Genomic DNA, 25,017 nt, shown 5'->3' with positions numbered 1-25,017 from the left:
CGGCAGCTGTGTCAGTCGGGGATGGCGGCGACCGCCGCCTCGACCGGGGTATCCCCACTGATCAATTCGAGAACCCGGCCGGCCGCACTTCCGGTGATCAGCAACTCGGCGAGGACCGCCGCCACATCGGCGCGCGGCACGCTGCCGGCGGCAACACTTTCCGCGAGCAGCACCTTTCCCGTCGCGGACTCGTCGGTGAGCCGTCCCGGCCGCAGAATGGTCCACTCGAGGTCCCGAGCCCGAAGGTCGTTCTCCGCCTGCGTCTTCGCATCGATATAGGCAACCCACTGCTCATCGCCCCCGGCGGCAGGCTTCCCCGCGCCCATGGTCGAGATCTGCAAGAACCGCCGCACCCCGGCCTTTTCCGCAGCCTCGGCCAGCCGCACCGACCCGTCCCGATCAACGGTGTACTTGCGCTGCACACCACTGCCCGGCCCAGCCCCCGCCGCGAACACCACCGCGTCCACCCCACTCAGCGCCGCGGCGAGTTCATCCGCCCCCGGCCCCTCGAGATCCAGCACAACGGGCTGCCCGCCCACCGCCTCCACATCCCGCGCGTGCGCCGGGTTCCGAATGACGGCCTGCACCACATTCCCGCGCTCACTGAGCAAGCGCGTGAGCTGCAAGGCGATCTGACCATGTCCTCCGATAATGGCGATTCGCATGATGCCGAGTCTACGGCGGCCCAGGGCGGTGCTGCCGTTGCACAGGGACGGCCCCGGAGAGAATTTCTCCGGGGCCGCCCTCTTGCCGGTGCTGGTTACAGCGTGCGGCCGATGATCAGCTTCATGATCTCGTTGGTGCCGCCGTAGATCTTCTGGATGCGGGCGTCGGCGTACATCCGGGAGATCGGGTATTCGGCCATGTAGCCGTAGCCGCCGAAGAGCTGCAGGCATTCGTCGGCGACCTTGCACTGCTGTTCGGTGAGCCACCACTTGGCCTTGGCGGCGGTGGGGACGTCGAGTTCACCGCGTAGGTGCTTATTGACGCAGTCGTCGGTGAAGCTCCAGGCGATGGTCTTGATGGTGTCGCATTCGGCCAGCGTGAACTGGGTGTTCTGGAAGGCGAAGATCGGCTTGCCGAAGGCTTCGCGCTCCTTGGTGTAGGCCAGGGTGACCTCGACGGTCTTCTCGATGGCGGCCGCGGCGATCACGGCCAGAATGAGGCGCTCCTGCGGCAGCTGCTGCATGAGCTGGATGAAGCCGATGCCTTCGGCGGTGCCGAGCAGATTCGACTGCGGCACACGGACATTGTCGAAGAACAGCTCACAGGTGTCCTGCCCGTGCTGGCCGATCTTCTCCAGATTGCGGCCGCGGCGGAAACCCTCGCGCTCGGTCTCCACCAGCACCAGCGAGACGGTGTCGGCGCCCTTGCCCTCGGAGGTCTTGCAGGCCACGATCACCAGGTCGGCGAGATAGCCGTTGGTGATGAAGGTCTTGGCGCCATTGAGGACGTAGTCGTCGCCGTCCTTGACCGCCTTGGTCTTGATGCCCTGCAGGTCGGAGCCGGTGCCGGGTTCGGTCATGGCGATCGCGCCGACCAGTTCGCCGGACGCCATCTTCGGCAGGTAGTGCTGCTTCTGCGCCTCGGTGCCGTACGCGTTCACATAGTGCGCGACGATCCCGCTGTGTACGGGATTGCCGAGGCTGGGGGACAGGCCGCGAACCTGTTCGGTCAGCACGACGGCCTCATGCGCGAAGGTGCCGCCGCCACCGCCGTACTCCTCGGGAATGCTGAGGCACAGCAGGCCCAATTCGCCTGCGCGGTTCCAGAGTTCGCGGTCGACATGGTGCTGGCGCGCCCACCGGTCCTCATTGGGGGCGCATTCCTTCTCGAAGAACTTGCGCGCAAGATCGGACAGCGCGTCCAGGTCCTCATCCATCCACGGCGAGCGGTGCAGGGCCACGAGTGAACTCCTCTGTTCTAATCGGCTCTGCCGTGACGGTAAGGCGATTTGTCCGGTACGCCTATGACCGGCTCGCTCGACTTCTTGACCGGAATGCTCGAGCGTCAGCGTTGGTACGTCAGCGTTGGTAGGAGCCCGGTGCGCTGCCGGTCCAGCGCCGGAAGGCCCGCGAGAAGGCGCTCGGCTCCGAGAAGCCGAGTCGTCGTGACAGCGCCGATACGGTCTCGTCGCCGCGCACCAGACTGGCGATGGCGGCGTCCCGCAGAATGTGTTCCCGGATCTCGCGGGGCGAGGTGTGTTCCTCACGCAGCTTGCGCCGCAGCGTTTGCGGGCTCATGGACAGGGCTGCGGCAATATCCTCGATGCTCGGCCACGCGCCGGTGAGTCCCTGTTCGAGAATGCGCCGGACCCGCGAGGCGAGCGATACCGAATAGTCGCGCGGGCCGAGGACGCCGGCCGGGGCGTTTTGCAGGAAGCCGAGCAGCTCGTCCTCGGTGCGTGTGGCCGGATGATCCAAGAGTGCGGCGTCGAAGACCAGCATCGGCGCCGGCGCCGAAAAGACCACGGGCGCACCGAAAATCAACTCGTAATCATCGACCTCCGGGTCCCGGGGATACGGCACCTCGACCCGCCGCAGCCGCAGCCGCCCGCCGATCGCCCAGGCGATGAACCGATGCGTAATGGTCAGCATGGTGTCGATGACAATGCCGACCGGCTGGCTGACCTCGCTGATATCGAAGGTCACCCGCGCTTCACCGTCGTGCTCGATCAGGGTGATGGGCGGTAAACCCGGCAGCGACCGGCGGAAACTCTCGAACCGGCGAATCGCCCCGCCCAGTGTCGAGGCCCCGACCAGCCCGAAGCACACCAGCCGCAGCGTGCCGCGCGGCATCGGATGCAGCCCCAGCCCGAGCAATTCGTCATCGGTGACCCGCCACAGCCGCTGCACCATCTCCACGACCTGCTCGAGGGTGACCCGAGATCGCCCCTCCGCCAACAGCTCCGGAGCAATCCCCGCATCGTCCAGCATGCCCGTCACATCCCAGCCGCGCTGCTGCGCCAGCTCGACAATCGCCCGCACCCGCTGAATGGGCAGCGTACTTCGGGAATCGGTAGGGGACATATCGCCCTGACGCTATCAATCCCCCCGCCACCCACCCCTGGCGGCACACCGAACCACCGAGGTCCGCAGCCGTTTTGGTGTATCCGCCACCCCCGTGTACTGTTCTGTTTACCCGACGCGGGGTGGAGCAGCTCGGTAGCTCGCTGGGCTCATAACCCAGAGGTCGCAGGTTCAAATCCTGTCCCCGCTACTAGGCAGAACGGCCCGGAACCAATTGGTTCCGGGCCGTTTTCGCGTTGGTCCGGCATTACGCTGGCATTCCCGGTGCGCGTTCGCAGCAGCTCACCCGGCTGTCCAGGTCCGCAGTTTCTCCGGATTCCGGATCGCCCAGATGCGAGTGATCCGGTTGTCGGCGATGTCGAAGGCGTAGACCGACACGATGGTGTCGCCGAGTTGGGCCACCAGGCCGGGTTGGCCGTTCACCGTGCGCTCGAGCAGTGTCACCCGTGGGCCCCGGGCGGCGATTTCGATCCAGGCGCGGGCGATCTGCTCGCTGCCGGTGATGGGGTGGAGGAAGGCCACGGCCAGGCCACCGCTGTCGGCGGTTGCGGTGGCCTGGGGATCGAGCAGACCGATCAGGGCCGCGATATCGCTTGTCTCCCAGGCCCGTTTGAAGTCCTTGACCACCTCGGCGCGCTGGGTGCTCGACGGGCCCTGCCGGGTGCGGATGCGGCGGCGGGCGCTGGAGGCGAGTTGGCGGCACGCCGCGGGGGTGCGCCCGACCACGTCGGCGACCTCGGCGAAGGAGTAGCGGAAGACGTCGTGCAGTACGAACGCCACCCGCTCGGCCGGTGTCATGGAATCGAGCACGACGAGGAAGGCCATGCTGATCGACTCGTCGAGGGTGACCCGGTCGGCGGGATCGGCGGGCGCGGAATCACCGAGCCATTCGGAGCGGTCGGGTACCGGTTCCGGAATCCATTCGCCCACATAGCGTTCCCGCCTGGCGCGCGCCGAGCCGAGCAGATCGAGGCAGATACGGCCGGCGACCGTCGTCAACCAGGCGCCGGGCACCACCACATCCTCCCGCTGCCGCTCGGAGAGCGCGTACCAGCGCACGTAGGTCTCCTGCACCACGTCCTCGGCCTCGGCCAGCGAGCCCAGCAGCCGGTAGGCGAGATTGATCAGCTGACGGCGTTCGCTGACCACGGAGGGCAGGTGCGGATCAGTCATGGTGTGCGGCTCCTTCGATCGATGCGTCCCTCACCGCATTTGACGAAATAGCGACCCGGATTGTGAGGCGGCCTGACATTCCGGCCGGCTGCGTCGTCGGAAGGTCGTGACGCTTTCAGCAACCCCGAAGGAGCCAATCATGACGATACCCAACGATTTTCAGTCACTCGCTGACCGTATCCCGACGCAACGCGAGGAAGATGCGGCCCGGATTCGCCGGCAAATCGACAAGGTGATCGAAGGACTCCGAGCCAAGGATCTCGACGCCGTGCGGCAGCTCTACACAACGGACGTCGTGTCCTTCGATGTCGAGCCACCGCTCCAGCATGTCGGCGCAGCGGCGAAACTCGCGAACTGGGCGAAGGTGTTCACGGTCTTCGAGAATGTGACCTATGAGCTTCGTGACCTGACGCTCACTGTGGGCGCCGATGTGGCATTCGGCCACGGCTTCGCTCGTATCAGCGGCACGCTGCAGGACGGGACGGCGACGAGCGGAATGTGGGTCAGGGTCACCTACGGCTTCCGGAAGATCGACGGCACGTGGTTGATCGCGCACGACCAGGTCTCGGTGCCGCTGGACATCGTCAGCGGCAAGGGCGTGGTCGACCTAGAGCCCGCGGGAGAAGCGCGGTGAACGTCTTCTTGTGGATCGTCCAGGCGCTCCTGGCCGCTCTGTTCCTCATGTCAGGCCTGGCCAAAGCTGCCCAGCCGAAGGACAAACTGACCGAACAGTATCCGTGGATGCACAACTTTTCCCAGGCGGCGGTGCGATTCATCGGCGCGGTGGAACTGCTCGGCGCGATCGGGCTGATCGCACCGGCCGCCACGGGGATCGCACCGATCCTGACACCGCTCGCCGCGACCGGACTGGCGATCGTCATGGCCTTGGCGGCAGCCCTGCATATCCGCGAAAGGGAGTCACGCGGAATCGTGGTCTCGCTCGTCCTGTTCCTGCTCGCCGCGTTCGTCGCCTGGGGCCGATTCGGCCCCTACGGCTGGTGACCCCGCCGGCAAGATCGGCCGGCATTACGGTGACTTGCGAATCAGGCGCACGCGCATTCGACGGCGGCGACGCCCGGGCACCGGGGCCGAACGGCGTCGCTCGCGGCCGTAGCGCAGCAAGTCCATCAGCAGATCCTGGGCCGCGCCGTACCTCTGGATGTCGACCCAGAGTCGCCACACGAAATCGGGATCGCTGGGTTCCAGCTTGGTCGTCGCGCGCACCGGCAGGACGTAGCCCGCGATTCCCGCATCGGTCAGCGCGAAAAGCACCCTGTAGACCTGCGATTCGCTCAGGTCGGCGAGGATTCCCCAGGCGCGGCCATCCAGTCCGTTGGACAGGCCGCGGGCGGGCACCCAGTGGCGGGTGCCGCTGAAGGCGGAGGAGGGATCGGGAACCTCACGCGCCGACGTCATCGCCACCTGCTGTTCACGAGAGGCCTGTCACGCGGCACTCGGGCGCTGAAAAGCTGTTCGCGCATCTGGGCCGGGGTCTGGCCGTAGTGCTCTCGATAGGCCTCTCGGAATCTGCGGGTGCTGGGGAAGCCCTCCTCGAAGGCGATCCTGTCCATATCGACCGGCAGTGCGATGGACAATCGCCGATGCGCGCGCTCGACGCGGATCGTGCGCAGCAGCGCGCCCGGCGACGGGTATCCGGCGCTCTCGAGCACCTTGTACAGCGTCCGCTCGCCGATGTTCAACATCGCGGCGATGGTGGCCGGAGTCACCCGGGGATCGTTCGCGTGATGCTCGATCAGACGTCGTGCGCGTTCGGCGTCTATCGCGCGCTTACCGGACTTCATGGCGGGAGCGGGGTTCAGCGCTCCATCGAGCAGCGTGAGGGCGCTGGAGAAGGCAATGCTGAAATCCGCTGCCGTCCAGTCCTCGGCTTCGACGAGGATTCGAGCCTGCGCCTCCAAAGCACGTACCAGCGGCCGCTTCTCATCCAGTGCGAGTGCGGCATGCTCGGCGCGTACGGAATCGACCGATCTTTCGGGGACGGTCATGATCAAGGCACTGAGCGTCCCGGTATGGGTCATCCACAGCGGGCGGCCCCAATGGAAGAAGCAGATTTTTCCGGGTTGGAAGATTTCCCTGGAATCACCCTGCTCGAACTTGAACCGACCTTGCAGCGGGATGAGCAGCCGATAGCTGTTGTCGCCATCGGATCGGACATTGCGATGTGAGCGCTGGTAATCCAGTGCGCCGGAGGTGAACCTTACGACCTGGAATGGGCCGACGTTCTGGGCGTACGCATCCGAGCTGAAGTGGTCCGAGCCGAATCCCAGCCGAACCGATCCCTGCCGCTGCTGGAGGTACTCGTACCACGACGCGGCCGGGTCGTCATCGTCGGTCGAGAAGGTCTCTTTCCCGTATTCCGCATCGATCACACCGCCCCTTTCACGCACCACGGCAAGCCTACAAGCAGACGGCGGGCATGTCCGGTGGGCAGAAAATGACCGCGAACGGGCAGGAAAAAGGTAGAGCCGCTGCAGCGATGGAATCTACTGTGCGAGACAGGCTTTCGAACGCCGGGCGAATGAGCCCCCGCACAGAGTTATCGAAAACACGTTTCTCGGTCTGAACGGAGGAGGGGAGGACCGAGCAACGGTCGACAGCAGGCTGGGTTCCGCATGATTTCGCCCGGTCGGCGACGCCATCCGGTGGGGGTCCCTGCTGTCGGACCCCCACCCGCGTCCGGTGCCGCGGCCTGCCTCGGACGAGCACTGTCAGCAAAGCGCAACCTGACAGTCAGCGACTTCTCAGGTCCGCGGGGTTTCCTGGAAACATGAGCGCGCAGCGACCAGATGACCCGCAGCAGTGGCCCCAGTACGGGCAACCCCTTCCGCCGCAACCGCCGCGATCGCCGCATCGCGGCCGGACGGCAGTGCTCGCGCTCGCTGCCGCGGCAGCGGTCGGTGTGGGCGCGGTCGGGCTCGGCACCATGGGTTTCGGGCTTGGTGCCCAGCACGCGCAGCCGGCCGCTGGGAAGGCCGGATGGCCCGCTCCGCTCGTGCAGCCGGTCGGCAATTCGAAAACCGCTGCCACCCAACCCAATGCGGCTGCGATGGATACCGCGGTGCAGGGTGTGATCCCCGGGTTGGTGAATGTGAACTCGGAGTTGGGGATGCAGGGCGCCGAAACCGCCGGCACCGGCATCGTGCTCACCTCGGACGGCGAGATACTCACCAACAATCACGTGGTGACGGGCGCGACCGATATCTCGGTCACCGATCTCGGCAATGGGCAGACCTACCCCGCGACCGTGGTGGGATACGACCGCTCCCAGGATGTGGCTGTGCTCAAGCTCTCCGGGGCTTCCGGCCTGCAGACCGCGCCGATCGGTAATTCGGACTCCGCCACGGTGGGCGAGCAGATCGCGGGCGTGGGCAATGCGGGCGGCACCGGACAGCCGAGCGTGGCGGCGGGCCAGGTCACCGCGCTGGGACAGACGATCACCGCCAGTGACGAGTCGAGCGGCAGCTCCGAGCAGCTGCAGGGGCTCATCCAGATCGCGGCGAACATTCAGCCCGGCGACTCCGGTGGCCCGCTGATCGACAGCTCCGGTCAGGTCATCGGCATGGATACCGCCGCATCGACCAACTATCGCTTCCGCATGCAGCGCGGCGGTGCGCAGAGTGGCGGCGGGCAGGGCTTCGCCATCCCGATCAATCAGGCGCTCTCGATCGCTCACGATATCGATTCGGGCAATAAGTCGGCCACCGTGCACATCGGTGCCACACCGTTCCTCGGCGTCTCCGTCAGTACCTCCGATGGCGTGGGAGCCGTTGTGCAGCAGGTGGTCAGCGGCGGCCCGGCTGCGCAGCTGGGCCTGGCGGCCGGTGACGTGATCACCGCTGCCGACGGCAACCGCATCGATTCCGCTACGGCGCTGACCAACAGCATGGATTCGTACAAGCCCGGCGACCGGGTCACTTTCAAGTGGACCGATCCGCAATCGGGAGCACAGCAGGGACAGGTGGCGCTGGGAACCGGTCCGGTCGGCTGATACTCGCTCAGACCCGCTTCAACCGCGAAATCGCTTCGTGCAGCGTCGCATCCTGTTTGCAATAGGCGAAGCGCACCAGCGTGTTCCAGTCCGATCGGTCAGCCAGCGCCGACACCGGAATCGCCGCGACTCCCACGCGAGCCGGTAGCTCCCGGCAGAACGCCGTACCGTCCGAACCGATATCCGCGCAGACGAAATATCCACCCGCACTGCGCTTCACGTCGAAACCGAGATCGTCCAGCGCGCTCGAGAGCAGCTGATACTTGCGCTGGAGTTCGATACGACTGGCCGCCACCCACTCCCGCTCATATTCGAGCGCATACGCGATAGCGGGCTGGAACGGCGCCGCGGCGACAAAGGCCAGATACTGCTTGGCCGCGTGGACCGCCTCGATCAATTCCGCCGGCCCGAGCGCCCAGCCGATCCGCCAACCGGTGACATTGAAAGTCTTTGCCGCACTGGACACCACAATCGTCCGCTCCCGCATTCCCGGCAGCGAGGCGATCGATACATGCGGATGCGGATCGAAGGCCAGATGCTCGTAGACCTCGTCGGCCACCACCAGAAAATCTCGCGCACAAGCCAATTCGGCAATGGTGTGCAAATCCGGCACGGTCAATAGCGAACCTGTCGGATTGTGCGGTGAATTCACCACCAGTAGCCGGGTCCGCGGTGTGATCGCCCGCCGCAATTCATCGAGATCGAGCGTGAATCCGTCACCGTCGGGAACCATTGCCACCGTGCGCCGAGTTGCTCCCACCATTGCCACCGCGGCCGCGTAGGAGTCGTAGAACGGTTCGATGAGGACCACTTCATCGCTCGGTTCCACCAGCCCGAGGATGGCGGCGGTCAGGGCCTCGGTGGCGCCCGAGGTGACCAGCACCTCGGTGTCCACGTCGTAATCGCTGCCGACGCGCTCCGCGTGCTCGGTCACGATGGCTTCCCGCAATCCGGGTTGCCCATTCGACGGCGGATACTGGTTCATCCCGTCGGCGATGGCCGCCCTGGCGATATCCAGCATCGCCTGCGGACCCCCGTAATCGGGGAAACCCTGCCCGAGGTCAATTGCCCCGTGCACCACCGCCAGCTGTGAAATCTCCCCGAAAACCGAGGAGTGAAAGGGCCGCAGCCGTTCGACAAGCATTTCGACCATCGCCCTTACACCGTTGTTGCGAACATCTTTGCCGATATGACCGCACAGCGCAGTACACCCGCCCGAATACGTACCGCGCTGTCCCGCCTACCGGATACCGAAATTCAGCGGTCCCGGAGTCCACCGGGCCGAACGCTGCACGGTGACGGTGTCGAGCCGTGCCGGGGACGCGCCCGGATCGAACGGGACGAGCCGTTCGATTTCGCCCCAATCGCGTTTCCAGTCATCCGCCAGATAGGACGGCAGCACATCGGCACGGGACACCAGGCCGATGTAACCGAGGGGCCCGCCGGAGGTGTGACTTTCCCAGTTGCTGGTCATGGTCGCGCCGGAAAGGTCGGGCAGAATGCGGTACCCGGGGGCATCGGCGACCCCGTAGCGGTGCAGCATCGGCTGCTGGCACGGGAACTGCAGGCCGACAAGCCAATCCAGCAGGACCGGGGTGGTGTGGCCGACCAGATCGTCGAGGGTGCGCAACTGCGGAACCCGTGGCGGGGTCACCGCCACCCACTGCGTTGGATCGGAGCTGTCGACGGTGGCGACAATCCGCACGGCCGTCGCCTGAGATGGCAACTGCTGCAGGGGAACTCGCAGGTTCCGCCAGGACGGCTGGAGCACGCTCACGTCATCGGGTGTGACGCGTCCGAGCGGCTGCACGTCAGTGCCGGTGGTCGCGCCGTATTCGACCTGGACGCTCTGACCGGGCACCGGCAGATTGTCGATATCGGTCGAGGCGATGCGCCCGGCGGCGGCGATGGCGATGATCCGGCCCCGATCGCCGTGCGCGTCCGGGGCGGGCAGCCGGTACCAGCCGGAGGTGAGTGTTTTCGTGGCGCCCGGGCTGCCGTAGCTGCCGAGCACCGGTGTGGTGGCCGGATTCAATCCGAAGGGCAGCGGAACCGTGCTGCCATTGCTGCCGTGCGCCCCCGCGCCCCCGTGCTCAGCGCTGTTGTCCGTGGTCCCGGCCTTGGTGGTGGTGCCCGCACTGCCGAGGGATTGGCCGACGGAAGCAGAAGCCGCGTCCGAGGCGTCCGGAGTCAGGTCGGTGAGATTGACGCCATTGGGTGTGAATCCGCTGGCCGCCGCGCCCAGGGTGGTTGCGGGATCTCCCGAAACAGGTTGCAGCATCCCCGCATTCGGATCAGGCTCGACCAGCACATCGTTCGCCAGCCCACACGGTTTGCCCGCCAGCGCGGCCAGATTCGACTTCGCCAGCGAATACGCCGGATACTGCTCGACTCCGGCTTTGACGAAGGAGGCCAACTCGAAGGTCACCACCAGCGCCGCGGCAATCGTCAGAATCGGAATGCGCCGTCGCGGCCGATACTCGGTGCGGCGGAAGGGTTCCCGAATGTGCAGCCACCCCGCAACTCCGACCAGCAGCACCGCGACAGCCAGCAGAACCGTGCCCGCCGCGATGCCGTGCACCGATATCGGCTTGTCCCACCAGGGAATTCGATAACTGGCCACATACCACCAGCCGTTCGAACTCGAGAACGACACCGCCAGCACGGCGAACACGGCGGCCGCGAAGAGCGCCCGATTGCGCGGCGACCGCATGACTCTCGGCCCCGCCGCAACAGCCGCCACAACCGCGACCACACCGGCGAGCCCCGCGAATACCCCCAGATGATGGGTGAACTTTGTCGGTGAGAGCACCATCAGCGGCAGCGCGGCCAGCGTGGTCCCCACAATGCGCCGAGTGGGTCCGGCCGCGAGACCGGGAATCCGCCCGCTGCCGCGCAGCAACGCCAGCACCGACAATGCCAAGGCCAGGAACATGATCAGCATGGCGAACCGGCGCGCCATCGAGCCGTCCGGGGTGGCCTGGAACAGATCCTGATAGACCAGTGACTCGTCGTACCACGGCATATCCGGGCCGACCACATTGTGCGCCTGGCTCATAGCGCTGACTTCGGCGATCGGCTGGCCCGCGAAGACGATCGCGAGAATCGCCAGTCCGGTGGCGGCGGCCGGGGCGATCAATGCCGTGTATCCGACCTTGCGTGCCCGCTCGACAATGATCTGCACCAGCGGCCGAGCCCCGGCCAGCAGCGCCGCGAAGCAGATCAGGCCCGCCGGGTTCGTGACCACCGCCAGCGCCGCCGGAATCAAAGCGAGTGCAGCGGGCGCGAGGCGACGGGTCGCGAGCGCGCGTTCCATCGAGACCCATACCAGCAATACACCCAGCGCGACTGCGGGTTCGGGCCGCATACCGTTGTTGTAGGGCAGCCAAAAAGCCAGGAACACCAGCCCCCCGGCCCAGATCGCGGCCCGCTCCCGCCGTGCGCCGACTCCGAGTCGCGGCACCACCTCGCGGCTGATCAACAGCCAGCACACAATGCCGAAGACCAATTCCGGTAGTCGCACCACAATGCTCGCCGGCGAAATCCGCGACAGTAGTTCGAAAGCATTGTCGTAGGGAATCCCGATCGGTGTTTCCGGCACTCCGAAGTAGGCGAAGTAGTTCGCCAGATACCCTGCGTGCCCGGCTGTCCGAGCCATACCGAAGATGTATCCGTCGTCGGCGGTCCCGACCCCGATGAAGTACCAGAGGACCAGGATCGCGATAACCACGCTATCCACCGCCCGCGGCCGCCACCAGCCGTGCGGCAGCACTCGGCGATTACGGCGACCGTCCAGGCCGTCGAGCCTGTGCAATGCGAACAGCGCCAATGCTGTCGCGGCCAGAGCGCCGATGATCGCAGCCAGCTTCAGGGCTGTGGGGGAGGTGGTGAAGCGGGAGTCGATGACTATGTCGGCCCGCATTCCCGCGGGTGCGCTGCCGGTGAGGTCGGTGAATACGCCTACCAATTGGGGCCGATGGTCGCCATCCTGGACGACGGGAGCGGCGCCGCTGACATTCACGGTGGTGCGGGCACTGTCGGAGGCGATCGATACCTGACAGCCCTGGGGCAGGTCGGCAATGGCGGTATCGACGAGCACCTTGTCGCGCAGCACCACCTGGAGTCGGTTACCGGCGTCAGCGGGAGCGACAAGCACATTCAGGCCGTAATGCCATGCCTGTCCGGATGCGGGCGGGACGGTCGAGAGTAGGTTGCCGCCGCGAGGTCCCAGCGTGGAAATTGCTGCGCAGGGGACGTCGATATTCGTGCTGACCGGTGAATATGACACCAATGGCGACGTCACGCCTGTTGCCTGTCCGCCTTGCGGCCAAGAGAACGACGCTTGCTGCTGCTGAACCGGGAGCAGTGGCACTGCCACCGCTAGTAGCGCACCGAAAATACCCGCAACGATCGCGACAATTCGCCATAATCGGGCAGAATTTTGTTGCTCGACTTGGGAATCCAGTGGTTGATCGTCGGGCGGCTGTCTTCGGCTGAGCACCAAGGTCACGCTTTCGGATACTAGCAACGGTGTTGGTTCGGTGGTGGCATGCAAGACCGGGAAGAGGTGTGAGAACCCTGGGAGTCGTACCCGGCTTACGCTGCCGCCGGCCTGGGAGGCGGGGCCGGGCTTCCGGCGGGAAGGTTGGCTGTGGTCCCGTTCTACAGAAACAAGAAGAGCGAAGTGCAAGAGATAAAAGACGCCTGGACGAGAAGAAGAGAAAACGACAAAAGAACAAAACAAGAAAAGAACAAGGATGTGAAAGAGGCTGGTCGGTTCGCCAGTCTGAATATCCTGATATCACAACATGATTCGCCTTTCCCGACCTATGTTGCGGCGGTAGAATAGGGGTATGAATTCAGGGGGAGAATCCGCGAATACCGACAGTGCCCGCGCACTGTCGGTGGCGGTCGATCACCTCCTGAACGCGTCCTTGGTTCCGTTGCAGGATGATGAATTCATTGCCCTCATGCGGGAAGTGGAGACCTGCACGCGCAAGCTCGAAGCAGTCAAAACCCGTTTCGTCGTGGAAACCACCAGCCGCGGCCTGGCCCAGCGTGGTGGTGTCGCCTCTCCGAAGGTGTTCCTGCGTCAAACCCTGGGCATCTCCCGCGCCGATGCCGCCTCCCGGGTCAGCGTCGCGGTAGAGACCGGTCCGCGCATCGTGTCCGGGGTCGAACTCGAACCCACCCTCGCGCACGTGGCCGCCGCGCATCGCGACGGGGTGATCGGTGTCGATCATGTGCGTCGGATCATGACGGTGATGAACCGGTTGCCCGGCAGCCTCGACCTGGACGTGCGCGAGGCCACGGAGTTGCAGTTGACCGAATTCGCCCCCACCGGCTACCCCGAAGGGCTGCCCGTCATGGGCGAAGTGCTGCTCGCAGGCCTCGACCCGGACGGTTCGTTGAGTTCCGACGCCGACCGCGAACGCATGCGCGGACTCACCCTCGGTGCCGAGCGCGCCGACGGGATGTCGCCGTGGAACGGGGAGATCAACCGCAAACTGCGCTCGGTCCTCGAGCCGGTGTTCGCCAAGCTGGCCCGCCCGGGCATGTGCAACCCGAAGGACCCGCAGAGTCCGTGGGTGTCGGACCACAAGCTCACCGCGCAGGAGTTGGCGGCGTGTGTCGAGCGTGATACCCGTACCCCCGCGCAGCGTAATCATGATGCGTTGCTGGCGTTTTTGCGGCCGGAGTTCGGTGGCCCGGCCAAGCTGGGTAAGCATCGGGGGTTGCCGGTGTCGGTGATCGTGACGATGAGCGTGGCCGATCTGGAAGCCGAAGCCGGTGTGGCGACGAAGGCTTCGGGTGGGATCGTGTCGATCCCCGAGGCTCTGGAGTTGGCGGTGAAGTCGAACAAGTATCTGGCGGTGTTGAATCCGGTGGGGTTGCCCCTGTATCTGGGTCGGGGTGAGCGGTCGGCGGATCTGGACCACCTCCGCAGCTCCTCGGGTATCGAGAGCGGCCTCGTGTGTGAGTCCCGTTCGGGGAGCCTCGATTCCGGCGCTCGCTCCGCGAGCCCCGAGCCTGTTTCGCAGGCAGGCGGTTCCGATCTCGACCTGTGCTTGTTCGGCGACGAGGGTGATTGCGTGTCGGCGAGCTTCAGCGACGGGCCTGGCCCTGCCGGTCCCGAGTTCGGTTCACGTCCGGCCGGTTCCAGCAATGGCTTCCGCTCGACCGGCACCGAGCGCGAGTCCGGCTCGGCCACCCTCGACCACGACTCCCACGCCTCGAGCACCGAGAGTGGCATCCAGCTCAGGTCTGGGTCGGCGAGCCTCGGCGCAGGCACTCGACCCCCGTGCTTGGTGTTCGGTCCGCGCACGGTCGGTACCGACCGGGTTCCCCGGTTGGCCAGTGCCGCACAACGACTGGCACTCATCGCCTCGGAGCGGGGTTGTACCCGGCCCGGGTGTGATATGCCCGCGACGATGTGCGCGGTGCACCATATCGATGAGTGGGCTCAGGGTGGGCCGACCGATATCGACAACCTCACCCTGGCCTGCGATCACTGCCATGCGCAGGTTCACGACGGGCCCGGTGGGTGGAAAACGGTGGTGATGGGACCGGATTCGGAGTTCGCGGGCAGGACCGGGTGGATCGGGCCCCCGCACATCAACCCGACCGGGGAACCACAGGTGAACCACCTGCACCACCCGCTCGAGCTGAAAGCTGCTGCACTGGTGCGGATCCGGGACCGCAATGAACGAGAGTGGCAGCACAACCGACAATAGGCCGCCACCCACCCGCTAACACCTGTTCCACCGCCGGGGCTCCTGCCCGCCGGTGCTACAGGTCGTTGCGCGGGTGGGTATTTCGGGGTTTGTCTTTGAAACGGGACCACAGCCGGTCACCCCGTCCGGGACCGCAGGTTCCTCCCCTGCTGGGGAGCCAAGGTCGGGTACCCCACCCGACGTCACCAGCACGGCCATCTCGGGCCCTGCCCGCACCCGGTGACCCAACACCTCTCCTCGGCGCAAGCAACCCAGGTGCACCGGCTCGCCTCGGCCTCGAATCTCTCCCCCGAAGCGGGCACCACACCACCCTTCTCCGCGACCACACAACAGGTGTCCGCACGGCAACAGACCCCATATCCGCTGTGCCGCAGAGACACCCGCTATTCCGTCCTCGGTGGCCGACGGTTTCTATGCCGAAACGGTCGGTGCACCTGGGTTTCTTGCTTCCCGGACAGGGTTGGTCAGCAGGGGGTGCGGGCAAAGCCCGAGATGGCCGTGCTGGGCGCGTTGGGAGGGGTACCCGAGTTACCTTCCGCGGTTGGGAGGGGTACCTGCGGTTCCAGCTGGGTCGACCGGCTGTGGTTGCGTTCTCGAGATAGAACACAACGATGAAGACTGCTGGTGGTCGAGCGCTGAACATCTCCCGCTACTGCCTGTCGATGGCCGCCTTCCCGGCGGTCTTTGTGATGGTCGCTCGGGAGTTAGGGGGTTGCGGGACTGGCTTTTTCGCTGAGGAACTTGTGTAGGCGGGTGGCGAGGGTGGTGGGGACTTCCAGGGGGGAGAGGTGGCCGGTTTCGGGGAGTGTTTCGAGTTCGGCGGTGGGGAGGTGGGGGAGGAGGTGTTCGAGAAGTGTTGCGGGTGGGTCTACCTGGTCGTGTTCGCCTGCGAGGATCAGGACGGGCGCTGCTGTGGAGGCCACGGTTGTGGTGATGTCCTGGGCGATCGAATGTAGGGGCCAGGCGGAGCGGGCGGGTGGGGTGGTGGCGAGGCTGTCGGTGACTACCTGGGCTTGCAGGTCAGGGGGGAGTGGGTGGTGGGTGAGTACGTGGGTGAGGGCTGCTGTGATGGTGTCTTCGCTGTCGTAGGCGTGTGAGAGTCCCTGCTGCTCCGGCTCGCTGATGGCCGGGTGCGCGGGAGCCGGGGCGATCAATATGACGCCGATCAATCCTGCGGGCCTGCGGGCGGCGAAGAGCTGCACGACTTTTCCGCCCATCGAGTGGCCTATCAGGACGTACTGGCGCGCACCGAGTTCGGTGACTATGCGTTCCAGATCGTCTGTCAGCTGGTCGATTTCGTAGGGGCCGGGAAGGTCTCGGGATCGGCCCCAGCCGCGATGGTCATAAGTTACCACCGGGCCTGCCCAGTTCAGTTCCCCGATCAGCGGGCGCCAGGTGCGGTGGGAGCCGCCCCAGTAGTGCAGGAAGATCAGTGTCGGTACCTCGGGATCACCGGTTTGCAACTGGATTTCCAGTGAACCACCCTGTACCACAATAGTTTCAGTCTTGATGATCATGGTGTCGACCTCTCTTTTCGCTCTATGTCGACGCTATTCGGAAAGTGTGATCCCGACGAGGTACATTCATGACTGATGACGGTCAAAAATGGACAGGAACGGCAGATCCTGCCGATGCGGTATGAGTCCGGTGCGCTATCTGCCCTGGGCCTCGAGATACTGACCTTCGAGGAGCTGCGCACTATGCGCGCGGGTACTGAATCCTCCCCAGTGATCAGGGCTGACTTCCATGTACTGGCGAGCTGTACCGACGGCAACGGCCGATTGCGGGTCGACTTCGCGGCACACCCCTTCGGCGCGGGCGATCTGGCGTGGATCCGCCCGGGCTGGACCCATCGCTGGGACGACATCACCGACGTCCAGGGCAGCCTCGTCCTGCTCCGCCCGGAATTCGTCTCCACGGCGATCATCGGCGCCGATCCACCGGGGATGCTGGTCTCCCCGATGTCGAAGACCACACCCCTCATCACCGAGGCAATCGAGCACCTCCGAAGCGAATACGCCGCGGTCGAGATCGACCCCCTCCTCGACTCGGCCAGGATCCTCCGCAACCTACTGGAGGTGATCCTCCTGCGAACGCGAGCCGGACAGCATTTCCGCGCCACCGGCGAAGTCTTCGACGCCTTCGCCCGCGCCGTTGAGGCCCACCACCACGAATCCCGCGAACTCTCCTGGTATGCAAGCGAACTCGGCTACTCCGCCCGCACCCTGAGCCGAGCGTCCCACGCCGCCGCCGGTATGAGCGCCAAACAGTTCATAGACGATCGCGTAATCCTCGAAGCCAAACGCCTGCTCGTCCACGGCGACCTGACCACCACCGAATGCGCCCGCCGCCTCGGCTTCGACGACCCCGCGAACTTCGCCAAGTTCTTCCGCACCCGAACCGCCACTTCCCCTGGCCGCTTCAAAGCCGCCGCCTGACGCTGCGACCACCTCTGCCAACTCAGTCGGTGGCGGCGTCGATCCGGCCGGATTTGATTGCGGCCTGGAGGGTGTCGTAGTCGGTGAGGGTTTGATTGGCGTAGGCGAGGGCGAATTCGCCCATGGCGCGGTCGAATACGTCATTGGTGCCCAGGTAGGCGGATATGGCGACGCGATCGCCGGAGCGGGCGTGGCCGCGGGCCAGGGTCTGGCCGCAGAGGGTGGCGTATTGGCGGAGTTCGGCGAAGGACATGTCGTCGATTGTCAACGAGCCCTTCATATCTCGGAGCTGACGCCAGTAGTAGAAGTTGCCGTCGGGGCCGGTGGCCCAGCCCAGGAAGATATCGCTGGCGGCCTGGGTGAGGCGCTGGCCGTGCACTACGCGGTGGCCCTGATGCCGGAAGACACTGGAGCGCAGGTATTGCGCGAGCACCGATTCTTCGGCCTGCTTCACTTGCAGAAACAGCGGGTCGCCGGTGGCGCGGCCGGTGAGCAGGGCGATGAAGCAGCGGGTGCCGACACTGCCGACGCCGACGACTTTCATTGCGATATCCCGCAATTGGTAGCGGTTCAGCAGGACGCGCCGCTCCTCCGGCAATGTATTGCCGTAGTCGACCAGCACCGAATCCAGGTCCGCCAGTTCGGTATTGGGAACAGACATGACCAGCGGCGGATCCTGTTTGATGCGCGGCGTGCCATCAGGTCCGGGCTCGGTGAGTTTGTCGAGCGCCTGCAGACTGGTGCGCGACTTCGCCTTGCTGATCACCTTTTCGGTGCGCTTGCGATCCTTCGGGCTCAGCAGCTCGGCGACCTGCTCGGCATCGACGCGCTCGTACCAGACCTCGGTATCGCCGATACCGGCCAGCCGGTTCATGGTCTCGCGGTAGGCGGTGGCCGCGGCGGCACCGGCCTCGCTCGCCTCGTCGTCGTCGCAGCCATTGGCGCGCGCCGCGACGGCGACACTCGCCACCAACCGCTTCACATCCCATTCGAACGGCCCGGGGAGGGTTTCGTCGAAGTCGTTGATATCGAAGATGAGTGAGCGCTCGGGCGAGGCGAACAGCCCGAAGTTCGACAGGTGCGCGTCACCGCACAGCTGGACGGTGAGCCCGGTATTCGGCCCGGCCGCGAGATCGGCGGCCAAGATCGCGGGTGCGCCCCGATAGAACGGGAATTGTCCGGCGGCCATGCGCGCGTATCGAATTCGCACCAGCTCCGGTACCCGGGTGGCGGCCTGCCGCTCCAGCACCTCGATCGGATCGATCCGATCGGCCGCCGGTTCCCACTGGCCCAAGCTCGTCCGCGGCACTTGCTTGCGGACCGCTCGGCCCTCCTCGGCGGTGTCGGCGCCGGTGGTGCTCACCGCGGTATCCGATGTCGTCATGCTCGGACTCTAGTGCCTCGCCTGCGGCTGAACCCGCAGCTGGCGGCCCCGGGTGTGTGCACTGGATGCGCTTGTCAGGGCCGGTCGGTACCGTCCGCGCTGTGACTGATCGTGAAACCTTCGCACCCCTGGTCTTTTTCGAGTACGACCACAACCCCGGCAACTACTGCCTCATGCTCTCCGACAACCACATGGTCGAGTTGGAGGAGAACTTCACCGAGGCCGGGTACGAGGGCAATGGTTACGGCTGGGCCGGTGTCGCCCAGTCCGCTGTGAGCCTGCGCGCCCCCGAACTCGCCGAACGCATCAATTTCGACCCGGAGGCGGGCACGTTCGTCGCCTACGGGACCGATGCGGAGGCGCTGCGGCAGCTGGGTCTCCTACTGCAGGAGGCATTCCAGGACCAGACGGTGCTCACCGGATTCATCGCGGCCGGCGATCCGGAATGGTTCGACTGACCACGCGGGATGGATGCGGGTAGCGGCGGCGTTCCCGTGTCGGGGTGTTCGCATACGCTCCGGGGCGATCGGAAGGAGTGCCGTCATGAGCCGGCGTGGTTGGGCATTGTTCCTGGGTATGGGCGTCATCTGGGGCGTCCCGTACGCCATGATCCGGGTCGCGGTGGGCGACTTCGATCCGGTGGTGGTGGCCTTCGGGCGCACCGCCCTCGGCGCGCTGGTGCTGCTGCCTATTGCCCTGTACACCAAGGTCTTCCTGCCCGTCCTGCGGCAGTGGCGCTGGCTGCTGGTCTACACCCTCGTCGAGATCACCGGGCCCTGGCTGCTCATCGGTAAGGCCGAGACGACGCTGACCAGTTCCACGGTCGGCCTGCTGATCGCGGCGGTCCCGCTGATCGCCATTGTCCTGGTGACAGTGGGCGGCCACGAGCGCCTCGACACCCGCCGCATCATCGGCCTGCTGATCGGTTTCGCCGGTGTGGCCGCGCTGGTCGGCCTGGATATCGATGTCTCGAATATGGGTGCGCTCGGCGCGATCGCCATCAGCGTCGTCGGCTACGCGCTCGGCCCGATCATCATCTCCCGCAAGCTCACCGGTCTTCCGCCCATCGGCGTGGTCACCGCCACGCTGGTGTTCGCCGCCGTCATCTACCTGCCGTTCGCGATGCTGCGCCTGCCCGCGCACTATCCGGCCGCTGCCAGCTGGTCGGTGGTCGGCCTGGGCCTGCTCTGCACCGCACTGGCTTTCGTGGTGTTCTTCGCACTCATCGGCGAGGTCGGCCCGGCCCGCGCCACCGTCATCACCTACATCAATCCGGCCGTGGCTCTGCTCATCGGCGTGAGCCTGCTGCACGAGCCGCTGACCGCGGGAATGGCCATCGGCTTCCCGCTGGTGATCCTGGGGTCGATCCTGGGCACCGCGCGGTCCCGCGCCGAAATCCCGGAGCCCGCACCCGCCTAACGTTTCTTGCGCGCCTTGCCGCCGGTGCGTTCGATCCGCGGATCCTCATTGACCTCATAGCGCTTCACGTACTCGCTCAGGAACGCCTGCAGCGTGGCGGTCGCCGGAATGGCCAGCAGCGCGCCCACAGCCCCCAGCAGCGCCCCGCCCACAATGACCGACAGCAGCGCCACCGCCGGGTTCACATCGACCGTGCGGGCGGTGATGCGCGGCTGCAGCACATAGTCCTGGAGCCACTGGTAGACCACCACGAAGATGACGATCCACACGGCATCGATCGGTTTGATGGTGAGCGCCACCAGAATCGGCAGAATGCCCGCGATGTACGTGCCGATGGTGGGGACAAAAGAGGCAATGACGCCGAACCAGATCCCGAGCGCAAAGGCGTTCGGAATCCCCAGGATCCAGAGAAACGCACCGTGTGTGAGCGCGGAGATGACGGCGAGCAGTGCCCGTGAGTAGAGATATCCGCCCGTCTTGTCGATGGCCAGATCCCAGGCGTGCAGCACCGCGCCCTGCTTCGCCGGCGGCAGCAGTGAGCACAGTGAGCGGCGCAGCTTGGGCCCGTCCGCGGTCATGTAGACGCTGAACAGCGCGATGGTGACGACCCGGGCGAAGCCGCCGAGCACGGTATTCGACAGTCCCCATACGTTATTGGCCGCCCGCTCGGCATACGAGCTGATCACGTCGGAGTCCTTGAACAGCCGATCGCGCAGCTGGTCCACGGTGAAATTCTGATGGAACGTGTGGTTGACCCAGCTGACCAATTCCTCCAGCAGGCGCGGCAACTCGTCGAGCACATTCCCGACCGTCTCCACCATCAGGATGCCGAGCGTGACGAGGAATCCGATGGTGCAGGCGAACACGATGATGAAGACGATCGCGGTCGCGAGTCCCCGATTGACGCCGCGCGCGGCCATCCCGTCCACGGCGGGTTCCATGGCCAGCGAGATGAAGAACGCGACCGTCATCATGATGGCGATGCCGATCAGTTCGTGCGCAGCCCAATTCGCGAGCTCGAACAGTCCGAGCAGTGCCAGCGCCATCACCATGGCGCGGGGCAGCCACACCGGCATCCGGCTCTCCGGCGGCGGCGCGTCCCCGGATCGCGCGGTGCTGCCGGGGTGCGTGCCGTCGGAGGCGGCGCTCTCGACCGGCTCGTCGTTCTGCTCGGAAGCAGCGGGATGGGCGGCCATCGGTCCAGTGTCGGGTAAGGCGCGCGGTTTTTCTCTCCCGACGCACCGGGCCGAACCGCCGTCTATAGCACCCCGGCGAACGAACATCTGGTGAATCGAATTCGACGTCTGGACATCGCCGCGTCATCAATACGACTGGTCGGTTGGTTATTTTCCGATGACGTGGCCGAGACGCATTCGGAGGGAATGCTTTTGCCGCGATATTGTGCAGTTGTGTGGGCGGGCGGACAAGATATGCGAGTGCGAACGAAATTCTCCATCGAGCTCATGGCGCTGACCGACGAGTTGGCGCATATGGCGCGGTTGGCGCATGAGGCGGCCGAGCGTGCCTCGGTGGCGCTGGTGGGCAGTGACCTCACTGCGGCCTACGAGGTGTTCGCGCTCGAGGAGCAGGTGCAGATCGAGCACGCCAAATGCGAGGACCGATCGGTCATCCTGCTGGCTCTCGAAGCGCCCGTGGCGCGTGATTTGCGCCACGTGGTGACCGCCATCCAGATCGCCGACGATCTCCTGGGCGTCGCGGCCGCGCTGAGCCGGGTGGCCGATGTGGTGGTCCGCCGCTATCCGGAACCGGTTGCCCTGCAACCCCTCAGCGACATGCTCGCGGAAATCTCCGGCGCCGTGGCCGATATGGCGGGGACCGTGGTGAGAGTCATTGCCGCCCAGAACCCGCCACGGGATCGGATACTGGTGCCGCGCGACGAGACGCTGGACCGATTGCGGGCGCAGGTCGCCGACGCCGCCTCCGATGCCGGGTGGCCGCACGGCAGCGCCATGGCCATCGATATCGCCATGCTGGCGCACCACTTCGGGCGCTGCGCCGACCACAGTGTGCGCATCGGTCAGCTCATTCGCTTCTTCCACACCGGAATTCCGCTGTACGCACAAGTGGAGGGGTAACCGCCTCATATCGGGGGTGTGTCGTAAGGGTCCGTATCGCCAGGAGTACGCTGCCCGAATTGCTTCATGGCGAGGTCTTTTCGAGTAGCACCGCATCCAACGGACACCCGAAATCCGACAAGGGCCCCAAACGTGACGAATACCATGACTAAGCCGCGGGTTATCCCGCCGGCTCTGGATTCCGATGCGAGAACGGAACTTTCGCATCGGCAGATTATGACCATTTTGTCTGGTCTACTACTGGGCGTATTCCTGGCCGCCCTGGACCAGAACATTGTGAGTGTGGCGATCGTTCGCATCGCCAATAGCCTGCACGGCTTCGACCAGCAGGCCTGGGCCACCACGGCCTACCTCATCACCGCCACCATCAGCACCCCGCTGTACGGCAAGCTCGCCGATATCTACGGCCGAAAACCCTGCTACCTCATCGCCATCGGGGTCTTCGTGCTCGGCTCGGTGGCCTGCACCTTCGCCACCAGCATGTATCAGCTCGCGGGATTTCGTGCGGCGCAGGGCATCGGCGCGGGCGGGCTCATGTCGCTGGCCTTCACGATTATCGGCGATATCGTGCCGCCCCGCGAAAGGGTGCGCTACCAGGGCTATTTCATGATGTGCTTCGGTATCGCCACCGTGCTCGGCCCGGTCCTGGGCGGCTGGCTCTCCAATGCCGACCACCTGCTCGGGCTGGAGGGCTGGCGGTGGGTGTTCCTGGTGAACGTGCCCATCGGCGTGCTCGCCATGCTGGTGGTCGCCAAGGTGCTGAATGTGCCGTTCCCGCGGCGCGACTATCGCACCGACTGGCTGGGCGCGATCACCCTGACCATTGCCACCGTGCCACTGCTCATCATCGCTCAGCAGGGCCGGGATTGGGGCTGGAGCTCCCATCGCGCACTGGCCTGCTACGGCATCGCGGCGGCCGGGCTGGTGCTGTTCGTCATTGTGGAACTGCTCATGAAGGATGCCGCGCTGATTCCGCTGCGGCTCTTCACCAGTGGCACTTTCAGCATCGCCATTATCGGCGGATTCATTGTGGGCGTTGCCATGTTCGGCGCGATCGTCCTGGTGCCGCTGTATTTCCAAGTGGTGCGCGGATACTCGCCGACTCGGGCCGGATTGTTCATGCTGCCGCTGGTGGTGGGCATCATGGTCGGCGCGCAATTGGCCGGGCTGATCACCAAGTTCACCGGGCGCTACAAGATGCTGCCGGTGGCGGGTTCGATGGTCATCGCGATCGGTTCGGTGCTCTTCGCCCGCGTGCACTACGACAGCACGATGTGGCAGCCGCTGCTGTACTGCGGCATCATCGGTTTCGGCCTGGGCGGCTGTATGCAGACGCTCGTCATCGCGGCCCAGAATGCCGGTCCCCGTTCGGATATGGGCGTCTCGACCGCCTCGGCCACCTTCTTCCGCCAGATGGGCGGCACGCTGGGGGTGGCGGTATTCCTGACCATCCTGTTCAATCTGCTGCCGCACCGGATTCTGCACGCCTTCGGCGGCCGCCTGCCGGACGGCTTCGATGCCGCGCAGCTGGGCCGAATCCAGAGCAATACCACCGGGATCGCCGCGCTCCCCGATGAGCTGCGGGTGCCCATTCTGATCGGCTTCACCGATGCCATGAGCGGCGTGTTCTACGTCGCCGCGGCTGTTGCGGTGGTGGCCGCCGTCGTGCTCATGTTCATGAAAGAGATTCCGCTGCAGGACAGTCCGGCCCCCGTGGTGGTCGAGGCGCTGCCGGAACCCGAGCCGGAGCCGGAACCGGAGCCGCAGCCCGAACCTGAACCCGAGCCGGAGCCGGAGCCGGAGCCGGAACCCGAGCCGGAACTGCGGATCATCGAGCCTGCCGGTCTGGCCATCTCCGGATGTGTGCACCGCGAGGACGGCCACTCGATTCCCGATGCCGTGCTGACGCTGATCAATCAGCGGGGACACCAGGTTTCGCGTGCCATCGGCACCGCTGACGGCGGCTATCAGATCGGGGTGCCGCGTGCGGGCGGGTACGTGCTGATCGTCTCGGCGAGCGGGTACCAGCCTTCCGCGGTCACCATCACCGTCGGCCGCCGCTCGCAGCAGCTGGATATCGCGCTCATCGGTTCGGGCGAGGTCTCGGGCGTGGTGCGTTCGGCGGGCCGGGGTGCGCCGCTGGCCGATGCCACGGTCACCCTCACCGATGCCTTCGGTGATGTCATCGGCTGTGCCGTCACCACCGCCGATGGCGGGTACGTCTGCCGCGGCGTGCTGGCGGGCACCTACACCCTGGTGGTGGTGGCCGAGCATATGCGGCCCGCCGCATCGACGCTGACCGTGCCCGATACCGGAATGCTGCGCCACGATGTGGAATTGCTGCCCCGCGCGGTGCTGGCCGGATCGGCGAGCACCGAGGCCGGATACGCGGTTCCGGACGCGCAGATCACGGTGCTCGACGAGGGCGGTGATCTGATCGCCGTCACTCGCACCGACGACACCGGTCACTATGTGGTGCCTGATCTGGCCGACGGCCGCTACACGGTGATGGCGCGCGGATACCCGCCGGTCTTCAGCCGCGTCACGGTGGTCGACGGTGAAGTGGCGCACGATGTCCTGCTCGGCTACGAGCGGGTGGAATCGGTGGATCGGGTGTAGCGCGGATTTCCGGCCCGAGCGGAATTTCCGATTTCGCCGGGCAAAAGCCCTGAGCTGCTGTTAGGTTCGCCACTGGACGCTGGTCCAGTTCGAATCCACAGGGTCGGGGCCCGGGG

General features: G+C 65.7%; 21 protein-coding genes and 1 tRNA gene. 11 read left to right on the top strand and 11 right to left on the bottom strand.

Annotated features, from left to right (window positions below; all coding sequences use genetic code 11):
* Positions 1-11: 11 nt before the first annotated feature.
* The 3 genes from ABZX86_RS00890 to ABZX86_RS00880 form a co-directional block, all read right to left on the bottom strand.
* On the bottom strand, positions 12-665 hold the full coding sequence (locus ABZX86_RS00890; protein ID WP_355118720.1) for an SDR family oxidoreductase: 654 nt from the start codon (positions 663-665) through the stop codon (positions 12-14).
* Positions 666-760: 95 nt separating this feature from the next.
* A complete protein-coding gene (locus ABZX86_RS00885) occupies positions 761-1,882 on the bottom strand; it encodes an acyl-CoA dehydrogenase family protein (protein ID WP_355119773.1) in 1,122 nt (373 codons plus the stop codon).
* A 142-nt stretch (positions 1,883-2,024) separates the two neighbouring features.
* A complete protein-coding gene (locus tag ABZX86_RS00880; RefSeq protein ID WP_355118718.1) occupies positions 2,025-3,029 on the bottom strand; it encodes an AraC family transcriptional regulator in 1,005 nt (334 codons plus the stop codon).
* Positions 3,030-3,145: 116 nt separating this feature from the next.
* On the opposite strand from ABZX86_RS00880, the gene ABZX86_RS00875 reads away from it, so the two are divergent.
* Positions 3,146-3,219 (top strand) — tRNA-Met (locus tag ABZX86_RS00875).
* Positions 3,220-3,311: 92 nt separating this feature from the next.
* On the opposite strand, the gene sigJ is transcribed toward ABZX86_RS00875, so the two are convergent.
* Positions 3,312-4,202, bottom strand: coding sequence for an RNA polymerase sigma factor SigJ (gene sigJ, locus ABZX86_RS00870; RefSeq protein WP_355118716.1), 891 nt, complete (start codon positions 4,200-4,202; stop codon positions 3,312-3,314).
* A gap of 106 nt (positions 4,203-4,308) precedes the next feature.
* Here sigJ and ABZX86_RS00865 point away from each other — a divergent pair, with 106 nt between their 5' ends.
* Together ABZX86_RS00865 and ABZX86_RS00860 are read left to right on the top strand one after the other, a co-directional pair.
* Positions 4,309-4,836, top strand: a complete 528-nt coding sequence (locus ABZX86_RS00865) for a nuclear transport factor 2 family protein (RefSeq protein WP_355118714.1) — start codon at positions 4,309-4,311, stop codon at positions 4,834-4,836.
* Positions 4,833-5,204: a DoxX family protein gene (locus tag ABZX86_RS00860; protein ID WP_355118712.1), complete on the top strand. Its 372-nt coding sequence runs from the start codon at positions 4,833-4,835 to the stop codon at positions 5,202-5,204. The genes ABZX86_RS00865 and ABZX86_RS00860 overlap by 4 nt, the downstream gene beginning before the upstream one ends.
* A gap of 24 nt (positions 5,205-5,228) precedes the next feature.
* On the opposite strand, the gene ABZX86_RS00855 is transcribed toward ABZX86_RS00860, so the two are convergent.
* Both ABZX86_RS00855 and ABZX86_RS00850 read right to left on the bottom strand, forming a co-directional pair.
* Complete coding sequence (locus ABZX86_RS00855) at positions 5,229-5,618, bottom strand: hypothetical protein (protein WP_355118710.1); 390 nt, start codon at positions 5,616-5,618, stop codon at positions 5,229-5,231.
* Positions 5,615-6,610, bottom strand: a complete 996-nt coding sequence (locus tag ABZX86_RS00850) for a helix-turn-helix transcriptional regulator (protein ID WP_355118709.1) — start codon at positions 6,608-6,610, stop codon at positions 5,615-5,617. The genes ABZX86_RS00855 and ABZX86_RS00850 overlap by 4 nt, the downstream gene beginning before the upstream one ends.
* Positions 6,611-6,990: 380 nt before the next feature.
* On the opposite strand from ABZX86_RS00850, the gene ABZX86_RS00845 reads away from it, so the two are divergent.
* Positions 6,991-8,211, top strand: a complete 1,221-nt coding sequence (locus tag ABZX86_RS00845; RefSeq protein WP_355118707.1) for a trypsin-like peptidase domain-containing protein — start codon at positions 6,991-6,993, stop codon at positions 8,209-8,211.
* A gap of 7 nt (positions 8,212-8,218) precedes the next feature.
* On the opposite strand, the gene ABZX86_RS00840 is transcribed toward ABZX86_RS00845, so the two are convergent.
* Together ABZX86_RS00840 and ABZX86_RS00835 are read right to left on the bottom strand one after the other, a co-directional pair.
* The gene (locus ABZX86_RS00840) at positions 8,219-9,364 is read right to left on the bottom strand and encodes a pyridoxal phosphate-dependent aminotransferase (RefSeq protein ID WP_355118705.1); all 1,146 of its coding nucleotides are present in this window, start codon (positions 9,362-9,364) and stop codon (positions 8,219-8,221) included.
* A gap of 87 nt (positions 9,365-9,451) precedes the next feature.
* Entirely contained in the window at positions 9,452-12,583 is a 3,132-nt protein-coding gene (locus ABZX86_RS00835; RefSeq protein WP_355119771.1) for an arabinosyltransferase domain-containing protein, read from the bottom strand.
* A 279-nt stretch (positions 12,584-12,862) separates the two neighbouring features.
* Between ABZX86_RS00835 and ABZX86_RS00830 the strand changes: the two genes are divergently transcribed.
* Both ABZX86_RS00830 and ABZX86_RS00825 read left to right on the top strand, forming a co-directional pair.
* On the top strand, positions 12,863-13,060 hold the full coding sequence (locus ABZX86_RS00830; protein ID WP_355118703.1) for a hypothetical protein: 198 nt from the start codon (positions 12,863-12,865) through the stop codon (positions 13,058-13,060).
* A 4-nt stretch (positions 13,061-13,064) separates the two neighbouring features.
* Positions 13,065-14,945, top strand: a complete 1,881-nt coding sequence (locus ABZX86_RS00825) for a DUF222 domain-containing protein (RefSeq protein ID WP_355118701.1) — start codon at positions 13,065-13,067, stop codon at positions 14,943-14,945.
* A gap of 704 nt (positions 14,946-15,649) precedes the next feature.
* Here ABZX86_RS00825 and ABZX86_RS00820 read toward each other — a convergent pair.
* Positions 15,650-16,462, bottom strand: coding sequence for an alpha/beta hydrolase (locus tag ABZX86_RS00820; protein ID WP_355118700.1), 813 nt, complete (start codon positions 16,460-16,462; stop codon positions 15,650-15,652).
* A 75-nt stretch (positions 16,463-16,537) separates the two neighbouring features.
* Between ABZX86_RS00820 and ABZX86_RS00815 the strand changes: the two genes are divergently transcribed.
* Positions 16,538-17,383 (top strand): AraC family transcriptional regulator, encoded by an 846-nt coding sequence (locus tag ABZX86_RS00815; RefSeq protein ID WP_355118698.1) that lies wholly within the window; start codon positions 16,538-16,540, stop codon positions 17,381-17,383.
* A 22-nt stretch (positions 17,384-17,405) separates the two neighbouring features.
* On the opposite strand, the gene ABZX86_RS00810 is transcribed toward ABZX86_RS00815, so the two are convergent.
* The gene (locus ABZX86_RS00810; RefSeq protein WP_355118696.1) at positions 17,406-18,767 is read right to left on the bottom strand and encodes a DUF2252 domain-containing protein; all 1,362 of its coding nucleotides are present in this window, start codon (positions 18,765-18,767) and stop codon (positions 17,406-17,408) included.
* 101 nt (positions 18,768-18,868) lie between these two features.
* On the opposite strand from ABZX86_RS00810, the gene ABZX86_RS00805 reads away from it, so the two are divergent.
* Positions 18,869-19,225, top strand: a complete 357-nt coding sequence (locus ABZX86_RS00805; RefSeq protein ID WP_297621924.1) for an immunity 51 family protein — start codon at positions 18,869-18,871, stop codon at positions 19,223-19,225.
* Positions 19,226-19,310: 85 nt separating this feature from the next.
* The gene (locus tag ABZX86_RS00800; RefSeq protein ID WP_355118694.1) at positions 19,311-20,186 is read left to right on the top strand and encodes a DMT family transporter; all 876 of its coding nucleotides are present in this window, start codon (positions 19,311-19,313) and stop codon (positions 20,184-20,186) included.
* Here ABZX86_RS00800 and ABZX86_RS00795 read toward each other — a convergent pair.
* Positions 20,183-21,382, bottom strand: a complete 1,200-nt coding sequence (locus ABZX86_RS00795; RefSeq protein ID WP_355118692.1) for an AI-2E family transporter — start codon at positions 21,380-21,382, stop codon at positions 20,183-20,185. The genes ABZX86_RS00800 and ABZX86_RS00795 overlap by 4 nt on opposite strands.
* A 240-nt stretch (positions 21,383-21,622) precedes the next feature.
* Between ABZX86_RS00795 and ABZX86_RS00790 the strand changes: the two genes are divergently transcribed.
* Positions 21,623-22,282 (top strand): PhoU domain-containing protein, encoded by a 660-nt coding sequence (locus tag ABZX86_RS00790; RefSeq protein WP_355118691.1) that lies wholly within the window; start codon positions 21,623-21,625, stop codon positions 22,280-22,282.
* Between the two features lie 216 nt (positions 22,283-22,498).
* The gene (locus ABZX86_RS00785) at positions 22,499-24,901 is read left to right on the top strand and encodes an MFS transporter (protein WP_355118689.1); all 2,403 of its coding nucleotides are present in this window, start codon (positions 22,499-22,501) and stop codon (positions 24,899-24,901) included.
* The last annotated feature ends 116 nt before the right edge of the window (positions 24,902-25,017 follow it).

This window comes from Nocardia sp. NPDC006630, from assembly GCF_040611495.1.
Taxonomy (GTDB): domain Bacteria; phylum Actinomycetota; class Actinomycetes; order Mycobacteriales; family Mycobacteriaceae; genus Nocardia.
Note: the sequence above shows the minus strand (reverse complement) of the source record. Positions and strands in the feature narration are given on the sequence as shown.

Bases quoted from the DNA above. Each gene is read 5' to 3' on its own strand.
- ABZX86_RS00890 (WP_355118720.1), bottom strand. From the start codon at position 665: ATGCGAATCGCCATTATCGGAGGACATGGTCAGATCGCCTTGCAGCTC.
- ABZX86_RS00885 (WP_355119773.1), bottom strand. From the start codon at position 1,882: ATGGATGAGGACCTGGACGCGCTGTCCGATCTTGCGCGCAAGTTCTTC.
- ABZX86_RS00880 (WP_355118718.1), bottom strand. From the start codon at position 3,029: ATGTCCCCTACCGATTCCCGAAGTACGCTGCCCATTCAGCGGGTGCGG.
- sigJ (WP_355118716.1), bottom strand. From the start codon at position 4,202: ATGACTGATCCGCACCTGCCCTCCGTGGTCAGCGAACGCCGTCAGCTG.
- ABZX86_RS00855 (WP_355118710.1), bottom strand. From the start codon at position 5,618: ATGACGTCGGCGCGTGAGGTTCCCGATCCCTCCTCCGCCTTCAGCGGC.
- ABZX86_RS00845 (WP_355118707.1), top strand. From the start codon at position 6,991: ATGAGCGCGCAGCGACCAGATGACCCGCAGCAGTGGCCCCAGTACGGG.
- ABZX86_RS00840 (WP_355118705.1), bottom strand. From the start codon at position 9,364: ATGGTCGAAATGCTTGTCGAACGGCTGCGGCCCTTTCACTCCTCGGTT.
- ABZX86_RS00825 (WP_355118701.1), top strand. From the start codon at position 13,065: ATGAATTCAGGGGGAGAATCCGCGAATACCGACAGTGCCCGCGCACTG.
- ABZX86_RS00820 (WP_355118700.1), bottom strand. From the start codon at position 16,462: ATGATCATCAAGACTGAAACTATTGTGGTACAGGGTGGTTCACTGGAA.
- ABZX86_RS00815 (WP_355118698.1), top strand. From the start codon at position 16,538: ATGACGGTCAAAAATGGACAGGAACGGCAGATCCTGCCGATGCGGTAT.
- ABZX86_RS00810 (WP_355118696.1), bottom strand. From the start codon at position 18,767: ATGACGACATCGGATACCGCGGTGAGCACCACCGGCGCCGACACCGCC.
- ABZX86_RS00800 (WP_355118694.1), top strand. From the start codon at position 19,311: ATGAGCCGGCGTGGTTGGGCATTGTTCCTGGGTATGGGCGTCATCTGG.
- ABZX86_RS00795 (WP_355118692.1), bottom strand. From the start codon at position 21,382: ATGGCCGCCCATCCCGCTGCTTCCGAGCAGAACGACGAGCCGGTCGAG.
- ABZX86_RS00785 (WP_355118689.1), top strand. From the start codon at position 22,499: ATGACCATTTTGTCTGGTCTACTACTGGGCGTATTCCTGGCCGCCCTG.